The sequence below is a fragment of the Pseudoduganella sp. GW821-FHT11H04 genome, assembly GCF_058807935.1.
This window is the reverse complement of sequence record NZ_JBXARE010000005.1, coordinates 328,519-347,273: the sequence shown is the minus strand read 5'-3', so window position 1 is coordinate 347,273 and position 18,755 is coordinate 328,519. Positions and strand designations below refer to the sequence as shown.

At 62.1% G+C, this 18,755-nt stretch carries 16 protein-coding genes; 12 read left to right on the top strand and 4 right to left on the bottom strand.

All coding sequences use genetic code 11. The features are described from left to right. Nucleotides 1-2: 2 nt before the first annotated feature. Both AC1RTP_RS14555 and AC1RTP_RS14550 read left to right on the top strand, forming a co-directional pair. Entirely contained in the window at nucleotides 3-1,238 is a 1,236-nt protein-coding gene (locus AC1RTP_RS14555) for a Zn-dependent hydrolase (RefSeq protein ID WP_498608335.1), read from the top strand. Between the two features lie 84 nt (nucleotides 1,239-1,322). Further along, nucleotides 1,323-1,958: a phosphatase PAP2 family protein gene (locus tag AC1RTP_RS14550; RefSeq protein ID WP_498608334.1), complete on the top strand. Its 636-nt coding sequence runs from the start codon at nucleotides 1,323-1,325 to the stop codon at nucleotides 1,956-1,958. A gap of 3 nt (nucleotides 1,959-1,961) precedes the next feature. Here the strand turns inward: AC1RTP_RS14550 and AC1RTP_RS14545 are convergent, their stop codons facing one another. After that, complete coding sequence (locus AC1RTP_RS14545) at nucleotides 1,962-2,597, bottom strand: TetR/AcrR family transcriptional regulator (RefSeq protein WP_498608333.1); 636 nt, start codon at nucleotides 2,595-2,597, stop codon at nucleotides 1,962-1,964. Nucleotides 2,598-2,693: 96 nt separating this feature from the next. On the opposite strand from AC1RTP_RS14545, the gene AC1RTP_RS14540 reads away from it, so the two are divergent. The 6 genes from AC1RTP_RS14540 to AC1RTP_RS14515 all read left to right on the top strand — a co-directional run bounded on the left by AC1RTP_RS14540 (nucleotide 2,694) and on the right by AC1RTP_RS14515 (nucleotide 8,962). Continuing rightward, the gene (locus AC1RTP_RS14540; protein ID WP_498608332.1) at nucleotides 2,694-3,830 is read left to right on the top strand and encodes an acyl-CoA dehydrogenase family protein; all 1,137 of its coding nucleotides are present in this window, start codon (nucleotides 2,694-2,696) and stop codon (nucleotides 3,828-3,830) included. 10 nt (nucleotides 3,831-3,840) lie between these two features. After that, the gene (locus tag AC1RTP_RS14535; protein ID WP_498608331.1) at nucleotides 3,841-5,046 is read left to right on the top strand and encodes an acetyl-CoA C-acetyltransferase; all 1,206 of its coding nucleotides are present in this window, start codon (nucleotides 3,841-3,843) and stop codon (nucleotides 5,044-5,046) included. Nucleotides 5,047-5,058: 12 nt separating this feature from the next. Next, a complete protein-coding gene (locus tag AC1RTP_RS14530; RefSeq protein ID WP_498608330.1) occupies nucleotides 5,059-7,191 on the top strand; it encodes a 3-hydroxyacyl-CoA dehydrogenase NAD-binding domain-containing protein in 2,133 nt (710 codons plus the stop codon). Nucleotide 7,192: 1 nt separating this feature from the next. Beyond that, on the top strand, nucleotides 7,193-8,233 hold the full coding sequence (locus AC1RTP_RS14525) for a CaiB/BaiF CoA transferase family protein (RefSeq protein ID WP_498608329.1): 1,041 nt from the start codon (nucleotides 7,193-7,195) through the stop codon (nucleotides 8,231-8,233). A 119-nt stretch (nucleotides 8,234-8,352) separates the two neighbouring features. Beyond that, a complete protein-coding gene (locus tag AC1RTP_RS14520) occupies nucleotides 8,353-8,751 on the top strand; it encodes a hypothetical protein (RefSeq protein WP_498608328.1) in 399 nt (132 codons plus the stop codon). A 28-nt stretch (nucleotides 8,752-8,779) separates the two neighbouring features. After that, nucleotides 8,780-8,962: a helix-turn-helix transcriptional regulator gene (locus AC1RTP_RS14515; RefSeq protein ID WP_498608327.1), complete on the top strand. Its 183-nt coding sequence runs from the start codon at nucleotides 8,780-8,782 to the stop codon at nucleotides 8,960-8,962. On the opposite strand, the gene AC1RTP_RS14510 is transcribed toward AC1RTP_RS14515, so the two are convergent. After that, nucleotides 8,946-10,703 carry an allantoate amidohydrolase gene (locus AC1RTP_RS14510; RefSeq protein WP_498608326.1) on the bottom strand — a complete coding sequence of 586 codons (1,758 nt, stop codon included), beginning with the start codon at nucleotides 10,701-10,703 and terminating at the stop codon, nucleotides 8,946-8,948. The two genes, AC1RTP_RS14515 and AC1RTP_RS14510, sit on opposite strands and share 17 nt — an antisense overlap. 162 nt (nucleotides 10,704-10,865) lie before the next feature. After that, nucleotides 10,866-11,795, bottom strand: a complete 930-nt coding sequence (locus AC1RTP_RS14505) for a LysR family transcriptional regulator (RefSeq protein ID WP_498608325.1) — start codon at nucleotides 11,793-11,795, stop codon at nucleotides 10,866-10,868. Between the two features lie 113 nt (nucleotides 11,796-11,908). On the opposite strand from AC1RTP_RS14505, the gene AC1RTP_RS14500 reads away from it, so the two are divergent. From AC1RTP_RS14500 to AC1RTP_RS14490, 3 genes are read left to right on the top strand one after another with little or no spacing between them, the layout of a single operon-like run. Beyond that, nucleotides 11,909-13,117, top strand: coding sequence for a urate hydroxylase PuuD (locus tag AC1RTP_RS14500; RefSeq protein ID WP_498608324.1), 1,209 nt, complete (start codon nucleotides 11,909-11,911; stop codon nucleotides 13,115-13,117). Beyond that, nucleotides 13,117-14,343 (top strand): M20/M25/M40 family metallo-hydrolase, encoded by a 1,227-nt coding sequence (locus tag AC1RTP_RS14495; RefSeq protein ID WP_498608323.1) that lies wholly within the window; start codon nucleotides 13,117-13,119, stop codon nucleotides 14,341-14,343. The genes AC1RTP_RS14500 and AC1RTP_RS14495 overlap by 1 nt, the downstream gene beginning before the upstream one ends. A gap of 10 nt (nucleotides 14,344-14,353) precedes the next feature. After that, a complete protein-coding gene (locus AC1RTP_RS14490; protein WP_498608322.1) occupies nucleotides 14,354-14,803 on the top strand; it encodes an acyl-CoA thioesterase in 450 nt (149 codons plus the stop codon). A 100-nt stretch (nucleotides 14,804-14,903) separates the two neighbouring features. Here AC1RTP_RS14490 and AC1RTP_RS14485 read toward each other — a convergent pair whose 3' ends face one another. Then, nucleotides 14,904-17,261: a S9 family peptidase gene (locus tag AC1RTP_RS14485; protein WP_498608321.1), complete on the bottom strand. Its 2,358-nt coding sequence runs from the start codon at nucleotides 17,259-17,261 to the stop codon at nucleotides 14,904-14,906. Between the two features lie 152 nt (nucleotides 17,262-17,413). Here AC1RTP_RS14485 and AC1RTP_RS14480 point away from each other — a divergent pair, with 152 nt between their 5' ends. After that, the gene (locus AC1RTP_RS14480; RefSeq protein WP_498608320.1) at nucleotides 17,414-18,754 is read left to right on the top strand and encodes a S41 family peptidase; all 1,341 of its coding nucleotides are present in this window, start codon (nucleotides 17,414-17,416) and stop codon (nucleotides 18,752-18,754) included. Nucleotide 18,755 lies beyond the last annotated feature (1 nt).

The window sequence follows — 18,755 nt, the reverse complement described above, 5'->3', positions numbered from 1 at the left end:
TCATGAGCGACCTACGTATCAACAGCGACCGCCTGTGGGACTCGCTGATGGAGCTGGCGAAGATTGGCGCCACACCCAAAGGCGGTGTCAAACGCCTGACCCTGACGGACTTCGACAAACAAGGCCGCGACCTGGTCACCGGCTGGGCGCGCGATGCCGGCCTGTCGATCACGGTCGACCAGATTGGCAACGTCTTCATGCGCCGCGACGGCGAGGACAACACGCTGCCGCCGATCATGACCGGCAGCCATATCGACACCCAGCCGACCGGCGGTAAATTCGACGGCAACTACGGCGTGCTCGCAGGCCTGGAAGTCGTACGCACCCTGAACGACCGCGGCATTCGCACGAAGGCCCCAATCGAAGTCGCCTTTTGGACCAACGAGGAGGGCTCGCGCTTCGTGCCCGTGATGATGGGTTCCGGCGTCTTCTGCGGCGCCTTTACGCTGGAACATGCCTACGCCGCCAAAGATACCGAGGGCAAGACCGTCGGCGAGGAGCTGGAACGCATCGGCTACAAGGGTGACGAAGTTCCAGGCCAACACCCTATCGGCGCCTATTTCGAAACGCACATCGAGCAAGGCCCTGTGCTGGAAGATGCCGACAAGGTGATCGGCGTGGTGCCCGCTGTGATGGGCCTTTCCTGGTACGACTGCACTGTCACCGGCATGGAAGCCCACGCCGGCCCGACCCCGATGCACCTGCGTAAAGACGCCATGCAGGTCGCCGCACAAATCATTCCCGAAGTGGTCGCCATCGCAAACCGTTATCCGCCATATGGACGCGGCACGGTCGGCATGATGCAGGTATTCCCTAACAGCCGCAACGTGATTCCGGGCCAGGTCAAATTCAGTATCGACCTGCGCAACGTGAACGACGAGCTGCTGAACAAGATGCACGAAGAGATGCTTGCCTTCGTCGACAAGATCTCCGCCGAAACCGGGCTGCCAGTCAAGATCGAACGCGTGTCCTACTACCCGCCATGCCCGTTCCACCCGGACTGCGTGGGCGCGGTACGCAAGGCGACCAGCGCGCTGGGCTACTCCACGATGGATGTGGTTTCCGGCGCCGGCCACGACGCCATCTACGCAGCCCGCGTCGCACCGGCAGGCATGATTTTCGTCCCCTGCAAGGACGGCATCAGCCACAACGAAATCGAGGACGCCAAGCAGGAGCACCTGGAAGCGGGCTGCAACGTGCTGCTGCACGCCATGCTGGAGCGCGCAGGCGTTGTATAAGCGCAGATTTGACGCAGGCTTAACGCTGGGCTAACGAAGCAGCGCCTATCGTAAGGAAAACATCCCTTTCGATGGGGGCCTGAAATGAGCGCGAATACCTTGAGCCGCCTTGCGGGCGGCACGGTGCTGGCTTGTGCCTTTGTTTTGTCAGCTGCACATGCCGATGGCGGGCCTTTGGGCATCGACCACCGGCTCAATGAGGACAACGACGGCATCTGGGGCCGCAGCCAGCAGCACATCATGCTGGGCGCGCTTGTCGCAGGCACAATTTGCCTGGGCCTGTGGGAAGGCGGCGAAACGCGCCTGGGACGCACCGACTGGCAGGCGATTGACGCCATGCTGTTTACGTCTGTTACGACGGAAGTCATGAAGCGCACTTTCCGCCGCAAGCGTCCAAACAGCACGGACGATCCCAACCAGTGGTTCGGCAGCTCGCGCGACCGTAGTTTCCCCAGCGGCGAGGCGGCTTCGTTTGCTGCTGTGGTGACGCCATTTATCCTCGAGTACCACGAGGAGCATCCCTGGGTTTACGCGCTGGCCGCGCTGCCGGTGTACGACGGCATTGCGCGCATGAAGACGCGCGGGCACTGGCAGACCGACGTCATCGCCGGCATAGCAATCGGTTCGGCCTTCGGCTACTACACGCACAATCGCGGCAACTCATTCACATTGTCCGTTCTGCCGCATGGCATACAGGTGGGCTACCACACCCGCTGGTAGCGCTTAGCGGCCGAAGGCGATGCGGGTGATGGCGACCGTCGCTTCGTGGGCCAGGTTTTCCAGTTCTTTATGCTGGGGGCGGGTTTCGGAGATGAACAGCATGGTGCCCAGCATCTGCGCCACGATCAGGGCGCCGCGAATCTCGCATTGGGCCATCGGGAGTTCGGGATCGATTTCGTGAATCAGGTTGCGCAGCGTTTTGCGGGCGCGGCTCATCATGGTGTCGAACAGTTTGGCCGCTACCGGGTGGCGGTTGGCCAGCGCGGAGATCTCGAAGAACAAGCCGCTCGATACCTGGTCGCGCAAGTCGGCCAGGAAGTAGTCGATGATCGATTCAAACAATTCCACACGCGGCCCGGTACCGGCGGCGGCGACGCGTTCGTCGATGCCGGCCTGGTAGCGGGCGAAGGTCTGCTCCAGCAGCGCTTCGATCAGTGCATCACGGCTCGGGTAGTAATGCTGCACAGTCGACAGGCTCACGCCAACTTGCTGCGCCACGCTGCGCATGGCCAGGGCGGCGTAGCCTTCGTGCGCCAGCAGCAAGCGCGCCGCCTCCAGGATGGCGCTGGCGCGCTCAAATCCTTTTGAGGTCGTATTCGATTCCTTTGCCTGCAAGGGCGTGTCTGATTTTTTCCGCATAGGGGACGAATTATGCCCGCTGATTGACAAATAGGTCAACCGACCGATACTATTTCGGTCAGCTGACCTATAACACTATCCGGAGACTTTTGCCCCATGATCCCCCGCACCTTATTCACCGAAGAACACGACATGCTGCGCGAATCCGCGCGCCGCTTCATGGAAACCGAAATCGCCCCGCACCATGAGCGCTGGGAAGAGCAGGGTTATGTCGACCGCGAAGCGTGGATGAAGGCCGGCGCTGCGGGCTTCCTCTGCCCGACCATGCCCGAGGAATACGGCGGCGTGGGCGTGGACCGCCGCTACAGCATGGTGCTGATCGAAGAGCAGGCCCGCATCGGCGCTTCCGGCCCTGGCTTCATGCTGCACTCGGAAATCGTGGCGCCCTACATCCTGCATTACGGCAGCGAGTACCTGAAATCGCATTACATCCCCACGCTGGCCACCGGCGAAATGATCGGCGCCATTGCGATGACCGAACCAGGCACGGGCTCCGACCTGCAAGGCGTGGCTACCACCGCCATCCGCGATGGTGACCACTACATCCTGAACGGCTCCAAGACCTTCATCACCAATGGCTGGAATGCGGACTGCGTGATCGTGGTTGCGAAGACCGATCCGACTGCCGGCGCCAAGGGCATCAGCCTGTTCGTGGTCGATACCTCGATGGCTGGCTTCAGCAAAGGCAAGCGCCTGAAAAAGGCCGGCATGAAAGCGCAGGACACTTCCGAGCTGTTCTTCGAAAATGTGCGCGTGCCGGCGCAGAACCTGCTGGGCGAAGAGGGCGCAGGCTTTAAATACCTGATGCAGGAACTGCCGTGGGAGCGTATGCAGATCGCCATCATGGCCGTGCAAGCCGCCGAATCCGGCCTGGAATGGACCGTGCAATACACGCGCGACCGCAAGGCCTTCAAGCGCCCGATCGCCGAATTCCAGACCATCGCCCACACCCTGGCCGAAATCAAGACTGAAGTGCAGATGTGCCGGGTCTTCGTCGACCGCTGCGTGGAACTGCTGCTGGAAGATAAGCTGGATGCGGCCACCGCTTCCATGGCCAAGTACAGGACCACCGAAATGCAGTTCCGCGTGCTCGATAAATGCGTGCAGCTTCACGGCGGTTATGGCTATATGTGGGAATACCCGATCACCCGCGCCTGGGCCGACGCCCGCGTGCAGCGCGTGTACGGCGGCACCAACGAAATCATGAAAGAACTGATCAGCCGTTCGCTCTAAGGAGACCAGCTTGGAAGCTTATATCTTTGACGCCGTGCGCACGCCGCGCGGCAAAGGCAAGAAAGACGGTTCGCTGCACGGCGTAACGCCGTTGCGCCTTGCAGAGACTGCGCTGCGTGCGCTGGTCAGCCGCAACAATTTCGACAGCGCGCTGATTGACGACGTGGTGCTGGGCTGCGTGGAGCCGGTGGGCGAGCAGGGCGCTTGCATTGGACGCGTGGCGGCGCTGGCGTCCGGCTATGCCGAATCGGTGGCGGGTGTACAGATCAACCGCTTCTGCGCGTCGGGCCTGGAGGCCTGCAATATGGCGGCGGCGCAAGTCATGTCCGGCCAGTCCGATATGGTGGTTGGCGGCGGTGTGGAAGCGATGTCGCGCGTGCCGATGGGCTCTTCGGGCGGCGCCTGGCCGGTCGATCCGCAAAGCGCATTCGATTCCTATTTCGTCCCGCAGGGGATTTCCGCCGATGCGATCGCGACGATCTGGAGCTATAGCCGCCGCGACGTGGACTCGTACGCCGTTGAATCGCAGCAGCGCGCCCACCGCGCCTGGAATGAAGGCCGCTTTGCACGTTCCGTGGTGCCGGTGGTAGACCACAACGGCCTGACCATGCTGGCGCGCGATGAACTGGTGCGCCCTGAAACAACGGTCGAATCGCTTGGCGCGCTCAAAGCTTCGTTTTCCGAAATGGGCGCGAACTTCGGCTTCGATTCCGTGATCACGCAGCGCTACCCGGAGATCGAACAGATGCAGCACGTCCATCACGCTGGCAATAGCTCCGGCATCGTGGACGGCGCAGCGGCGGTACTGATCGGAACCCGTGAAGCCGGCGAACGTGCAGGACTGAAGCCCCGCGCGCGCATCCGTTCCTTTGCCTCCATCGGCAGCGAACCGTCGATCATGCTGACCGGACCAAGCTACGCAGCTGAAAAGGCCTTGAAGCGCGCCGGCATGAAGGCCGCTGACATCGACTTGTATGAGCTGAATGAAGCCTTCGCCTCTGTGGTGCTGCGCTTCATGGACGTGCTGAACGTCCCGCATGACAAGATCAACGTCAACGGCGGCGCAATCGCCATGGGCCACCCTCTCGGCGCGACCGGCGCCATGATCCTGGGCATCCTGCTGGACGAACTGGAACGCCGCAACCTGCAAACCGGCCTGGCCACGCTGTGCGTCGGCGCGGGCATGGGCACCGCCATCATCATCGAGCGCATTTAAGGGAGACAGACAATGATTGATTACAGCCTGGATTCCTACGGCATCGCGACCTTGAGCTGGAATATGCCGGGGCGCAGCCAGAATGTGCTGAACGAAGAGAGCTGCGCCGCGCTGTGCGAACTGGTTGAGCGCGCGGTGAACGACACCGCTGTAAAGGGCGTCCTGATGACGTCCGCCAAGCCGGACTTCATCGCCGGTGGCGACCTGGAATGGCTGCTGTCTGCAAAGACTGCGGAAGCCTTGTTTGAGCGTGTGGTGCGACTCGACCGCGCCCTGCGCAAGCTGGAGACCTGCGGCAAGCCTGTCGCCATGGCATTGCCTGGAACTACGCTGGGCGGCGGGCTGGAAGTGGCGCTGTGCGGCCATTACCGAGTGGCGGCCGATAATCCGAAGGCCCGATTCGGCCTGCCGGAAGTGACGCTTGGCCTGCTGCCGGGAGGCGGCGGCACGCAACGTTTGCCGCGCATGGTCGGCATCCAGAAATCGCTGCCGCTGCTGTTGGAAGGCAAACGCCTTACTGCCGCTGCGGCGCGCGAGCTGGGCATATTGAACGAAGTCGTCCCGGCGGGCAGCGAGTCCGCCGCTGCTCACGCTTGGCTGCTTGGCGCCATCGCTGCCGGCGGCGCGCAGCAGCCTTGGGACGCAAAGGGTTTCAAGATTCCTGGCGGCGCAGTATCGTCGCCGGCAGTGCAGCAAGTGTTCATGGCTGCCAACGCCATGCTGCGCGCCAAGACCTACGGCAATTACCCGGCGCCGCGCAATATCCTGTCCTGTGTATACGAAGGCCTGATTACGGACCTCGACACCGGCCTGATGACGGAAGCGCGCTACTTTGTGCAAACCGTGCTCTCGCCGGAAGCGAAGAACATGATCCGCACCCTGTTCTTCAGCATGAATGAGGCGAACAAGCTGGCTGCACGCCCGCAAGGCGTGCCAACGCAGAAGTACAGCAAGATCGGCGTGCTGGGCGCGGGCATGATGGGCGCGGGCATCGCCTACGTCGCGGCCAAAGCCGGGATCGAAGTCGTGCTGGTCGATACCGCACAAGCAGCGGCGGAGAAGGGCAAGTCGTATTCGGCTGGCCTTCTCGCCAAGCAGCAGCAACGCGGCCAGGTTTCGGCAGACAAGGCCGAAGCGCTATTGGCGCGCATCAAGCCGACGACCGACTTTACCCTTCTGGCAGGTGCGGACGTGGTGGTGGAGGCCGTGTTCGAAGACCGCGCTATCAAGGCCGACGTGACGCGCCGTGTGGAAGCAGTACTGGGCGGTGACGCGATCTTCGCATCCAACACGTCCACGCTGCCAATCAGCGGACTGGCCGAAGCCAGCGCGCGACCGGCCAATTTCATCGGCATGCATTTCTTCTCGCCGGTGGACCGCATGGCGATTGTGGAAATCATCGTCGGCAAGCAGACTTCGGACGCCACGCTGGCCCGTTCCATGGACCTGGTGCGAGCTTTGGGCATGACGCCAATCGTGGTCAACGACTCGCGCGGCTTCTACACCAGCCGCGTGTTCTCGACCTATGTGCTGGAAGGCCTGGCGCTGCTGGCGGAAGGCGTGGCTCCGGCACTGATCGAGAACGCCGGGCTGCAAGCCGGCATGCCGGTCGGTCCGCTTGCCTTGACCGATGAAGTGTCCTCTGAATTGATCTGGAGGATTGACCGCCAGACCCGCCTTGACCTGGGCGATGCTTACAAAGGCCGTCCCGGGCACGAGGTGGCTGCACGCATGGTGGAACTTGGCCGCATCGGCAAAAAGGCGGGCAAGGGCTTCTACGACTATCCGGAAGGCGGCAAGAAATCGCTGTGGGCCGGCCTGGCGGAGCTGTTCCCGCGCGCCGCTATGCAGCCGGACGTGTCGGCGGTAGTAGAGCGCCTGACCGTGGTGCAGGCCGTGGAAACCGCACGCTGCATGGACGAAGGCGTGCTGCGCTGCGCACGCGATGCCGATGTCGGTGCTATCCTCGCGTGGGGCTTCCCGCCATTCCGCGGCGGCCCATTGAGCATGATCGACAATGCCGGTTCGGCAGCCTTTGTGGCCCAATGCGAACGCCTGGCCGCTGCGCTCGGCGAGCGATTCGCGCCGCCTGCGCAGTTGAAGGCGATGGCTGCAAGCGGCGCCACTTACTACACGGAGCGTTGAAATGGGTGTGTTGTCCGGTGTCAGGATTATCGAGATTGCGGGCATCGGCCCGGGTCCGTTCTGCGGCATGCTGCTGGCGGACATGGGCGCGGAAGTGATCCTGGTTGAACGTCCCGGTCCGGCGGAGATCCCTACCGCAGGCATCCTGCGCCGTGGCAAACGCGTGATGGAACTGGACCTGAAAGATCCCGGCGCCATCGACACCGTGCTGGATCTGATCGAGGATGCCGATGGACTGATTGAAGGCATGCGCCCCGGCGCCATGGAGCGCCTTGGCCTTGGCCCCGATGTGTGCCTGGCGCGTAACCCGCGCCTTGCCTATGGACGCATGACTGGCTGGGGGCAGGACGGCCCGCTGGCGCAGGCCGCAGGCCACGACAACAACTACATCGCCTTGTCCGGCGCCCTGCATTACGCAGGCGCGGGCGATGTTCCGCCGGTTACGCCGCCTACGCTGGTGGGTGATCTTGGCGGCGGCGCCTTGTATCTCGCGCTGGGCATCGTGTCTGCCATCCTTCATGCGCGCGGCGGCGGCAAGGGGCAGGTGATCGATGCCGCAATTGTCGATGGTTCGGCGCATATGATGAACCTCCTGCTCGACCTGTCAGCAACGGGCCTGATGCGCGAGCAGCGCGGCACATCGGTTCTGGATGGTCCGCACTGGTTCAACACATATCGCTGCAAGGATGGCCGCGATATCACGGTCGGCGCGCTGGAGGGCAAGTTCTACAAGCTGCTGCTGGAAAAACTCGGCCTGGCCGATGACCGCCGTTTCGCCGCCCAGCATGCGGCAGGCCAATGGCCGCTGCAACGCGGGGCGATGGCGGACTTGTTTGCGATGCGCACGCGCGATGAGTGGTGCGCACTGCTGGAGGGGACGGATGCCTGCTTCGCGCCGGTGCTGTCGCCCTCAGAAGCTGCCCGCCATCCGCACCTGGAGGCCCGCGGCACGTACGCGAAAGTCGACGGCGTGCTGCAGGCGAACCCCGCCCCGCGTTTTTCCGAAACTCCGTCCGTGGCCGGCAAAATTCCCACAAAATGAAACCTATAGGTTCCATTTTGAGAAGTTTGTGTTACATTGCATGACAGGACAACTACTTTGAGGTGACTGTCATGACGCAAGAAAAAATGAATTCTGATGTGCTGGTGCGGATATCCCACATGAGTCTTTGGGTTTTGCTGGGGACAATCCTTTACGTTGGCGCCGCAATCCTGGTGATGATGCTGGGCGATCCGGAAACGGCCGCACGGGCGCGCTGGGCTCTGGTTCTGCTTCCCGTCTTTAATGCCATCGCTTTTGGCGCCATTCTCACGAAGTCGGGCAAAGCCAATTGCGCCACTTCGCCGCAAATGCGCGCCGTGATGGATGATGAATTGCGCCAGCTGGCGCTGTCCAAAGGTTATCGCAACGGCTTTTTCGCCACGCTGGTGACAACGGTGGCCGCTTCGCTCGTCGTCTCGCTGGAAGGACTGGAGAAAGCGCCGGCCGTCATCATGGTGGTGGTTGTCACGGTAGGCGTAGCAACGATGCTGGCCAGCGTCCTGTATCACGACAGGTGAAGCGATGTCCGAGCAACTTCTTACGACGATGAAGACTCATCGCGCGACGCACGACCTGACCCAGGAAGACTTGGCGCAATTGGTGGGGGTGACGCGCAAGTCGATCAACGCCATTGAGGCGGGACGGATGGTGCCATCCACCGTGCTCGCGCTCAAGCTGGCGCGCGCGCTGGGCGTGACGGTGGAGGCGTTGTTTAAGCTTGAGGGCTGAAGCTGCGCAGGAAATCCAGCAGGACTTGCGCGGCGATTTCCGCATCATCGGCCGTCATGGTTTCCAGCGGGTTGTGGCTGATGCCGCCGTTGCCGCAGCGGGTGAAGAGCATGGCCACATCGGTCAGCGCGGCAATCGCCATCGCATCATGGCCCGCGCCGGATAGCAGGTCGAAGCGCGGCAGGCCGCTGCGCTCGACGGCGTCGCCCAACTGCTGCATCAGCCAGGGCGCGCATGGTGCGGCCTTGGCTTCCACGATTTTTTCGGACTTGAATTCGATGTTGCGGCGGGCGCAAATCGCGGCTATGCCGTCCATCACATCGCGTACCGCCGCCTCGCGCACCGCATCGTCGGCCGCGCGGATGTCGAGCGACAGTTTGCATGCGCCGGGGATCACGTTCACCGAACCGCCCGGCACCTGCAACTGCCCCACGGTGCCGACCAGCGCCTCGCCTTGCGCGCAGCGCTGTTCGACCAGCAGCACAATTTCGGCGGCTGCCGCGGCGGCATCCTTGCGCATATGCATAGGCGTGGTGCCGGCATGGCTTGCAACGCCTTTCAGCTCGATGAGGAAGCGCGAGCTGCCGGCAATCGCCGTGACAACGCCGACAGGCAGGCCGTGTTCCAGCAATACCGGGCCTTGCTCAATATGGACTTCCACATAGGCTGCGATGTCTTCGCGGCGGCGGGCGATGGACGGAATCGCTGCCGCATCGTGGCCAGCGGCGGCCAGCGCATCGCGCATCTTGATGCCGTCGGTGTCGACAGCGTCCAGCAGGGCCATGTCAAATTTTCCGGTAACGGCATTACTGCCGAGGAAGGTGCTGCGGAAGCGGACGCCTTCTTCTTCCGCAAAGCCGATTATCTCGAAATGGAAGGGCAGCTTCTCGCCCATGTCGCGCAAATGCCGCACGATGGCGATCGGCAGCAGGATGCCAAGACGGCCGTCGTACTTGCCGCCGTTGCGCACCGTGTCGTAGTGGGAGCCGGTCATGACCGTCTTCGCGCCTGGCGCGTCGGACAAGTGGCGGCCGACCACATTGCCGACGGCGTCGATTTCCACCTGCATGCCGGCCTCGCGCATCCACGCCGCCAGTTGTGCTGCGGTGGCACGGTGCGCGGTGGTCATATAGGCGCAGGTGAGGGCGCCTTCATCGTCGCTCCATTGCGCCAAGTCTTCCGACCACTGCATGATTTGCGGGCCGAATTGCAGCTGCACGCCCAGCAGGTCGTTCAGGCGAATTTCTGCGATGCGGTGGATCTGGCGCAGGCACTCGGCCATTTCATCGGCACGCTGGTTTTTCAGGCGGCGCGCAAAGGTGGCGATGACGGCTTCTCGCGTCAGGCCTTGCCCTGTCGGGCCTTTTACGGCAAGGATGAAGGGGAAGCTGAATTTGGCGTTGTAGTCCGCATTCAGTTTGTGCAGGGTGGCGAATTCCTCGGCGCTGCACAGGTTCAGGCCAGACCGGGCCTGCTCGCTGGTCGATTCCGCAGTCAGTTCGCCGGCGATGGCCGCTTTGCCCGCCAATTCCGGGTGGGCGCGCACCAAGTTAAGCTGCTCGGCTTCCGTAGCGTTGGCGACCACGCCCTGCAAGGACTGCTTCAGCGACGCCAGTGTGGTGAACGGCCGCCGCGCCGCAGCCCGTTCCGGAATCCACGGCGAATGTTCGTAAATGCCGCGCAAGCGGTCAACAAATGCAGACAGGTCGCAGGAATTCAGTTCGGAGAGAGTCGTCGTCATTGCAGGTGTCCCAAAATAGATCGTCGATCATATCCCGCCCAAAGCAGCGCGCCATAAGCGCCACTATATACCCGTCATCAAATGTCCACTTCGGGGTCAGGAACCCAAGTGGACATTCCCTGCAGAAATGTCCACTTTCGTTCCTGACCCCGAAGTGGACATTTACAGCAGTTTGGCGGCGGCGGTGACCTGGTCGCGTAGCCATTTGTGCTCGGGGGCCTGGTGCACGCGTTCGTGCCATAGCTGGTAGAAGCGCATCGGCGGGAATTTCACCGGCGGGGTAAAGAACTTCAGCGGCAGCGAATTTTCGTAGAAGCGCAGGAATTGGCGGCCGGTGGTCAGCACCAGGTCGGTCTGCGCCAGCATATAAGGAATCAGGCTGAAATAGGCAGATTCCACCGCGACGTTGCGGCGCATTCCCTGGCGTTCGAGGAAGGCGTCGATCACGCCGCCATAGCCGGGCACCATTTGCGAGGGCGCGACATGGGGCAATGTGAGGTAGTCGTCCAGCGACATGGCATCGCTGGCGGTGCGCTTGGCGTATGGGCTGCCGGCGTGCATGGCGCAGATGATCGGGTCTTCGAACAGCTTGGAAATATGCAGGTGCTGCGGCGGTTCGTCCCAGTTGGCGATCACCAGGTCCATGTCACCATCCGACAGCAATCGCAGGTAGTCGGTGCCGGGGCCGATCGAGTGGATCACCACGCGGCTTTTCGGCGAGCCGCGGCGCAGCATTGCCACCACATTCGGCAGGAACTGGCTGTCCAGGTAATCCGGTGCGGCGATGTTGAAGGTGCGTGCTTCTTCCTGCGCCACGAAAGGCGTCTTTTTCACAAACAGCGATTCCGTCTCGTCCAGGATGCGTTTGGCAGGCTTGAGCAGGCTTTCGCCATGTTGGGTCGGCACCATGCCGCGCGCGCCGCGTACCAGCAGGGGATCGCCAGTCAGTTCGCGCAGCTTGCGCAGCGAGGCGGAGATTGAGGGTTGCGGCTGATTGAGCTTGAGCGCCACGCGCGACACGTTCTTCTCCACCAGCAGCAGGTAGAGAATGCGAATGAGGTGAATATCGAGGTGTTGCGGCAGGCCGGACATCTTGCGTACGTATATGAATTCGAATATCTTGAATATACGACATATTTCATGTTGCTGGGGCTCGAAAGCGCGTATCTTCGATAGATTGCCACTTCTTCAACTCAAGGATTTACATGGAATACCTGCTGCCCTACGGCCTGGAATGGGCAAACCTGCTGGTGCGCTGGCTGCACATCATCACGGGCATTGCCTGGATCGGCGCTTCGTTCTATTTCGTGTGGCTGGATAATTCGATTCGCCCTCCTGCACCGGGTTCTGACTTGGCGAAGAAGGGCGTCTCCGGTGAACTGTGGGCGGTGCATGGCGGCGGTTTCTATAACCCGCAGAAGTATCTCGTGGCGCCAGCCGAACTGCCGAAGGAGCTGCATTGGTTTAAATGGGAGGCTTACACCACCTGGCTGTCCGGTATCGCCTTGCTGACCATCGCCTATTACTTCAACGCGCAGGCGATGATGGTGGATAAGCAGGTGGCCGACCTCTCCAGCCTGCAGGCCGTGGGCATCGGCATCGGGTTCCTGGTCGCGGGCTGGGTTGTGTACGACGCCCTGTGCCGCTCCCCGCTTGGCAAGAGCGAGAAGTGGCTGGGCCTAGTGGTGTTCGCGCTGCTGGTGGGTGCGGCCTATGCGTTGACGCATCTGCTGAGCGGTCGCGCTGCCTTCATCCACATCGGCGCGATGATCGGCACCATCATGGTGGCGAACGTGGCGATGCTGATCATCCCCGGCCAGCGCAAGATGGTTGATGCGATGCAGGCTGGCAGCCTGCCGGATCCGATTCACGGTATCAAGGCGAAGCAGCGCAGCGTGCATAACAACTACTTCACGTTGCCGGTGCTGTTCATCATGATCAGCAACCATTACGCGATGACATACCAGGGCAAGTATGCCTGGCTGGTGCTGGGCTTCATCATGGCCGCCGGTGTCTTCATCCGCCACTTCTTCAACCTGCGCCATAAGGGCCGCGTTGAATGGCGCTATCCGGCGATTGGTGTGGCGCTGCTGCTGGCGGTGGCCGTGGCGATCGCGCCGCCCAAGCCTGCTGCCGTGAAGCCTGCCGCTGATCCTGCCGCGCAATTTGCGAAGGTGAAGGCGATCATTGAAACCCGCTGCGTGGCCTGCCATTCGGCGACGCCAACGCAGCCGGGTTTTGCGACAGCACCGGCAGGTGTGATGTTTGATACTGCCGACCAGGTACGCCAGCGTGCTGCCCAAATCCAGAAGCGCGCGGTGGAGCAGAAGGATATGCCGATCGGGAACCTGACCAATATGACCGAGGCCGAACGCGCCGAGCTGGGCGCCTGGTTCGCCACAGGAGCAAAGTGATGAACGAGAAACTGACCCAATGGATCGATGCGCACTTCGACGAAGAAGTGGCGCTGATGCAGCAAGTGCTGCGCGTCCCAACCGATACTCCGCCGGGCAACAACACGCCGCACGCGGAAACCGTGGCGGAACTGGTGAAGGCTTATGGCTGGACGGCCGAGAAGCATGCCGTTCGGGAGCAGGAGGTGCGCGACTATGGCATGGAGTCCATCACCAACCTGATTATCCGCCGCCCTTATGCGGCGGGCGGCCCGACCATCGCCCTGAATGCCCACGGCGACGTGGTGCCGCCGGGGGAGGGCTGGACTTACCCGCCGTATGGCGGCGTGATCGACAACGGATATATCTATGGCCGCGCGGCCGCCGTGTCGAAATGCGACTTTGCGACCTACATCTTCGCGGTGCGCGCCCTGGAGGCGCTGGGCGTGAAGCTGAAAGGCGGCGTCGAGCTGCACTTCACGTATGACGAGGAATTCGGGGGCCTGCTGGGCCCAGGCTTCCTGCTGCGCGAAAAATTGACCAAGCCGGATTTTGTGATTGCGGCAGGCTTCAGCTACAACATCGTCACGGCGCATAACGCTTGCCTGCAATTGGAGATCACGGTGCACGGTAAATCCGGCCACGGCGCCATGCCGGAGACGGGGCACGATGCGCTGCAGGCGGCGACGAAGATCCTGAACGCGATTTATGGCCAGCTGCCGGAGCTGAAGAAGGTCAAGTCGAAAGTACCTGGCATCGATTCGCCGACTATGCTGGTGGGCCGCATCGACGGCGGCACCAATACCAATGTGGTGCCGGGCAAAGTGGTCATGAAGATGGATCGCCGCATGATTCCGGAAGAAGACCCGGTCGCGGTGGAGGCGCAGGTACGCAAACTGATCGAGGATGCGGTGCAGGGCGTGCCCGGCATCCACCTTGAGATCAAGCGCCTGCTGCTGTCGCACGCTTTGCGTCCGCTGCCGGCTGGTGCGCAGCTGGTGGCGAACCTGCAAAAGAATGCGCGCGAGGTGCTGGGGGAGGATATTCCGGCCGTCGGCACGCCGCTTTACGCAGACGCGCGCCTGTATGGCGAGCATGGCATTCCCGCAGTACTATATGGCGCTGGGCCGCGAAGCGTGCCCGAATCGAATGCCAAGAAGGCGGATGAGAAACTGCTGCTGGAAGATTTGCGCAAGGCGACCAAGATTGTGGCCCTGACTTTGCTGGACTTCCTCGCGGACAAATAAGGGAGTGGTGATGTTTGAGAGGAAGATGCTGGCCGGCTGGGGCGATATGGATTTCAACAGCCATATGGCCAATACGGCTTACCTGAACAAGGCTGGGGATGTCCGCATGATGTTCCTGGGCGAGCATGGGTTTCCGATGGCGGAGTTCAAGCGGCTGAATATTGGTCCTGTTGTGATGAAGGACGATATTGCGTATTTCAAGGAAGTGCTGCTGATGGACCAGATTACTGTGACGCTGGCGCTGGCCGGGATGTCGCAGGATGGGAGCCGGTGGATGCTGCGGAGTGATGTTTATCGCAGCGATGGGAAGCTGTCGGCGAGGATTAACAGCTCGGGCGGGTGGTTGGATCTGACGGTGCGGAAGCTGGTGACGCCGCCGCCGGCGTTGCTGGCGGCTTGGCGGTCGTTGTATCAGACGGATGATTTTCAGGTGCTGCCTAGTAGTATTGCGAAACCCTGAACCGGTAATACGGTGTCTGACCCGCAGGGTCAGACACTTGTCCCGCGACGGCCGCTTGCCGGGTGTCTGACCCTGCGGGTCAGACACCGAAGTGCCGGTTTTACTTCAAAGTCCGCTCAAACAGTTGGTAAATCCGGCGATACTCGTCATACCAGCTCTCCGGCTGCACAAACCCATGCCGCTCCAGCGGATACGCCGCCAGCTCCCAGTGATCCTTCTTCAGCTCAATGAAGCGCTGCGCCATGCGCACCGAATCCTGGAAGAACACATTGTCATCCACCATGCCATGCGCAATCAGCAGGTGGCCTTGCAGCTTGTCCGCATATTCAATCGGTGACGAAACACGATAAGCCTCCGGATCGATATCCGGCGTGTTGAGGATATTGGCGGTGTAGCCGTGGTTATAGGTAGTCCAGTCAGTCACCGGCCGCAGAGCCGCACCGGACTTGAACAGCGCCGGCTCGCGCAGCAGCGCCATAAAGGTCATGAAGCCGCCGTAGCTGCCGCCGTAGATGCCGACCTTGTCGCCATCGCCTTGCTGGTTCGCCACCATCCATTTGGCGCCATCGACATAGTCGTCCAGTTCAGGATGCCCCATCTGGCGGTAGATCGCCGTGCGCCAGTTGCGGCCATAGCCCTTGGACGCGCGGTAGTCCATGTCCAGCACGATGTAGCCTTTTTCCACCAGAAGGTTGTGGAACATCTGCTCGCGGAAGTAGTTGGGGAAGCGTTTGTGCGAGTTTTGCAGGTAGCCCGCGCCGTGCACGAACATCACGATCGGGTACTTCTTGCCGGGTTCCAGCGTGGCAGGGCGATACAGCTTGGACCAGATTGGCAAACCCGCGCCGTGGGTCGATGGCACGGCCACCAGTTGCGGCTGTATCCACTCGCGCGCCTTGTAGTCGGCGGTGCGGGTATCAGTCAGTTTCGTTGCAGCGCCTCCGGCAGCAGGCACAGTGGCCAGCTGCGATGGCGTGTAAGCGCTGGAATAGTGCACCAGCAGCTTGCGCTGGTCCGGCGACAGGGCGAAATGCTCGACGCCGCCATCGAGATGGCTGACTTCGCGTACCGTCGCATCCTTGGCCGAAGCGGAGCACACCTCGTATTCGCCGGGATTGCGGCGGTTGCACAGCATATAAGCCAGGCTGCCGTCGGCATTCCATTTGACTTGCGTCGCTTCCCATTGGCCGCTGGTCAGGGTGCGCTGCTTGCCGTCCGCGCCGAGCGTGTACAGGTGGGAGTAGCCGCTTTCTTCGGACATGAACCACAGCGTGCTGTTGTCCGGCAGCCAGCCGAATTCGTTGTAGCTGTTATTGACCCAGGCATTGTCCGTCAGTCGATGCACGGACTTCAGTTTTGCGCCTTCGAGGTCGACCGTCGCAAGCCAGCGGTCCTTGTTGTCCACCGCGCGTAGCATAACGGCGAGCTTGCCGCCATTGCTGCTCCAGCCGATGCCGTCGCCTTCGTCATCATCCAGGCGGGTGGCGCGGTTGCCTTTCAGGGCTGGCTGCTTGGCCGCTTCACGCAGGCTGGCCAGCGGATCTGTAGCGATGCCTGGCAAGGTGTCGAACGGCAGGTCCTTGATCGTGCCCGTGCGCAGGTCCACCAGTTTCAGGGACTGGGCCAGCGGGAGGTTGCGGCCGACGCGCGCGCGCTGGTCGTCGAATTCTTCGTAACCGGATTCGGTCACGTAGCGCGGCATTTTTCCGACCCGGCCACTGTCGCTGGACTTTGGCGAGGTGGCGACCAGCAGCCAGCGGCCATCCGGCGACAGCGAGGAGGCATCGATGGAGACTTTTTCGCCGAAGTAGAGCGGCGCCGGTGCGCGAGTGCCGTCGGCGTCGCGCAATTCCTTGGCGCGGGCGCGTGTTTCGTCGCGTTCATCCTTCTGGCGCTTGAGGGTGGTGATCAGGCGCAACTGCAAATCGCGCAGATAGTCCTCGTCCGGTGCTGCGGCAGGGTCTTTGGCTGCGCGCGGCAGGGCCACTGGCGAAACCAGATGGTCGGCGCGGCTCCAGCTGAACCAGTCGTTGCCGACTTTGAATTGCACGCTGTGGCCGTCGGCCGAATACTGCGGCGTGGAGGCATTCGCGGTGCCGCGGCTGATTTGCACGAGGGCGCCGGACTTCATGTCGCGCTCGAACAGGTCGCCGTTGCGCAGCAAGATGGCGCGGGTGCGTTCGCGGTTGAACACCAGGTTCGGGCTGTCCTGGCTGGCCTGCTCGGAATCGGCCACCAGGCGTGGTTTGTCGCCTGCCTGGAAGGTGTCGCGCAGCGACGAGCCGGCGCGCTTCTGTTTATAGAACACCTGTTTGCTGTCCCAGCTCCACCACGCGCTTTCCACGGGTGTGCCGATCCAGTCCGGGTTGGCCATGGCCTGGTCGAGGGTGATTGGGGTGGCTGCAAATGCCGGGGCGGCCAGCAGGGCTGCCAGCGCGGGAAGGGATAGTCGACGCATAGAGTGCTCAAGAGAATTCGAGCAAACATTCTAGCAGCCGCCCCCTGCCCAAAAAGTATCAGGCTTGTAACAGGGTAGCGTCCTTTTCGTTGGGCCTCTAGAATGTCGCTCATTCAGCAAACTTAGTAAATTCAGTACATTCAGGAGACAAGATGGCAAAAAGCCATGTAGCGGCGCTGGTCCTGGCCCTGGCGGCCACCGGCGCGATGGCGCAGCAGCAGACTGCCATGCAGTGGGAGACCGCGGCCCTGGCCGGGTCTTATAAAGAAAACATCAGCGAGGACGAAAAAATCGCAGGCCTGTCCAAGCTGTGGTCGGAAGTGAAATACAACTTCGTCGATACCGCGACGCTGGAAAAGCTGGATTGGGACAAGCTGTATCTGGAAGCGCTGCCGCGCGTGCGCGCTACCCGCAGCACCGAAGACTATTACCGCGTTCTCATCGAGACGGTGGCCAAGCTCAAAGACGGCCACACCAATGTCTATCCGCCGCAAGAACTGTCGGAGCGCATGATGGGATTGCCGCTCCTGAAAACCCGCCCGGTAGAAGGCCGCGTGATCGTGACCGAGGTGCTTGACCCGGGCCTGCGCGCCAAGGGCGTCATGCCGGGCCTCGAAGTAACGGCCGTGGATGGTGTGGAAGTGAAGACTTACGCTGCACGCGAGCTTGCGCCGTATGTGAGTGCCTCCACACCCCAGGACGAAGAGCTGCGGACCTTCGGCTACCAGTTCCTGCGCGGCGCCGTCGGCAGCTCTCCGCGCGTATCTTTCCGCGACGCCGCCGGCAAGCAATTCGAGCAGCAGGTGCCGCGCGTGAATGGCGAGGCGCGCAAGGCCGCCATGGCTAATTCGCCATCGTTCGAATTCAGCATGCTGCCTGGCGATGTCGCCTACGTTTCCCTGAACAGTTTTGAAGACAATAGCGCCGCCGATGCCTGGCTGGCCGCCTTCGACGAAATTGCCAAGTCGACCGCACTGGTGATCGACGTGCGCCGCAACGGCGGCGGCAATTCCGACGTGGGCTACAAGATTCTGGCTACGCTGGACGAGAAGGCTTTCCTGACCAGCCGCTGGGCGACTCGCGACTACAAACCGACCTGGCGCGCCTGGAGCAAGGAGCAGCCGATGTATGCGGAAGCGCCGGACGCCGTGCAACCGGATCCCAAGCGCCAGTACAAGAAGCCCGTGCTGGTCCTGACCAGCGCCGCCACCTTCTCGGCGGCCGAGGATTTCGCGGTCGCCTTCGACGGCATGCAGCGCGGCGCCCTGGTGGGCGAAGCAACCGGCGGCAGCACCGGCCAGCCGCTGTTCATCAAGCTCCCGGGCGGCGGCACTGCTCGCATTTGCACCAAGCAGGATAGCTATCCGGACGGCCGCGCCTTCGTCGGCGTTGGCGTGCAGCCGCAGCATATCGTCAAGCAAACCGTGGATGGCGTACGCGCCGGCCGCGATGAGGTGCTGGAAGCCGCCCTGGCCACGCTGCAGGCGAAATAAA

Bases quoted from the DNA above. Each gene is read 5' to 3' on its own strand.
- AC1RTP_RS14495 (WP_498608323.1), top strand. From the start codon at position 13,117: ATGAACGAGAAACTGACCCAATGGATCGATGCGCACTTCGACGAAGAA.
- AC1RTP_RS14530 (WP_498608330.1), top strand. From the start codon at position 5,059: ATGATTGATTACAGCCTGGATTCCTACGGCATCGCGACCTTGAGCTGG.
- AC1RTP_RS14555 (WP_498608335.1), top strand. From the start codon at position 3: ATGAGCGACCTACGTATCAACAGCGACCGCCTGTGGGACTCGCTGATG.
- AC1RTP_RS14540 (WP_498608332.1), top strand. From the start codon at position 2,694: ATGATCCCCCGCACCTTATTCACCGAAGAACACGACATGCTGCGCGAA.
- AC1RTP_RS14525 (WP_498608329.1), top strand. From the start codon at position 7,193: ATGGGTGTGTTGTCCGGTGTCAGGATTATCGAGATTGCGGGCATCGGC.
- AC1RTP_RS14490 (WP_498608322.1), top strand. From the start codon at position 14,354: ATGTTTGAGAGGAAGATGCTGGCCGGCTGGGGCGATATGGATTTCAAC.
- AC1RTP_RS14510 (WP_498608326.1), bottom strand. From the start codon at position 10,703: ATGACGACGACTCTCTCCGAACTGAATTCCTGCGACCTGTCTGCATTT.
- AC1RTP_RS14505 (WP_498608325.1), bottom strand. From the start codon at position 11,795: ATGTCCGGCCTGCCGCAACACCTCGATATTCACCTCATTCGCATTCTC.
- AC1RTP_RS14550 (WP_498608334.1), top strand. From the start codon at position 1,323: ATGAGCGCGAATACCTTGAGCCGCCTTGCGGGCGGCACGGTGCTGGCT.
- AC1RTP_RS14500 (WP_498608324.1), top strand. From the start codon at position 11,909: ATGGAATACCTGCTGCCCTACGGCCTGGAATGGGCAAACCTGCTGGTG.
- AC1RTP_RS14520 (WP_498608328.1), top strand. From the start codon at position 8,353: ATGAGTCTTTGGGTTTTGCTGGGGACAATCCTTTACGTTGGCGCCGCA.
- AC1RTP_RS14515 (WP_498608327.1), top strand. From the start codon at position 8,780: ATGAAGACTCATCGCGCGACGCACGACCTGACCCAGGAAGACTTGGCG.
- AC1RTP_RS14485 (WP_498608321.1), bottom strand. From the start codon at position 17,261: ATGCGTCGACTATCCCTTCCCGCGCTGGCAGCCCTGCTGGCCGCCCCG.
- AC1RTP_RS14545 (WP_498608333.1), bottom strand. From the start codon at position 2,597: ATGCGGAAAAAATCAGACACGCCCTTGCAGGCAAAGGAATCGAATACG.
- AC1RTP_RS14480 (WP_498608320.1), top strand. From the start codon at position 17,414: ATGGCAAAAAGCCATGTAGCGGCGCTGGTCCTGGCCCTGGCGGCCACC.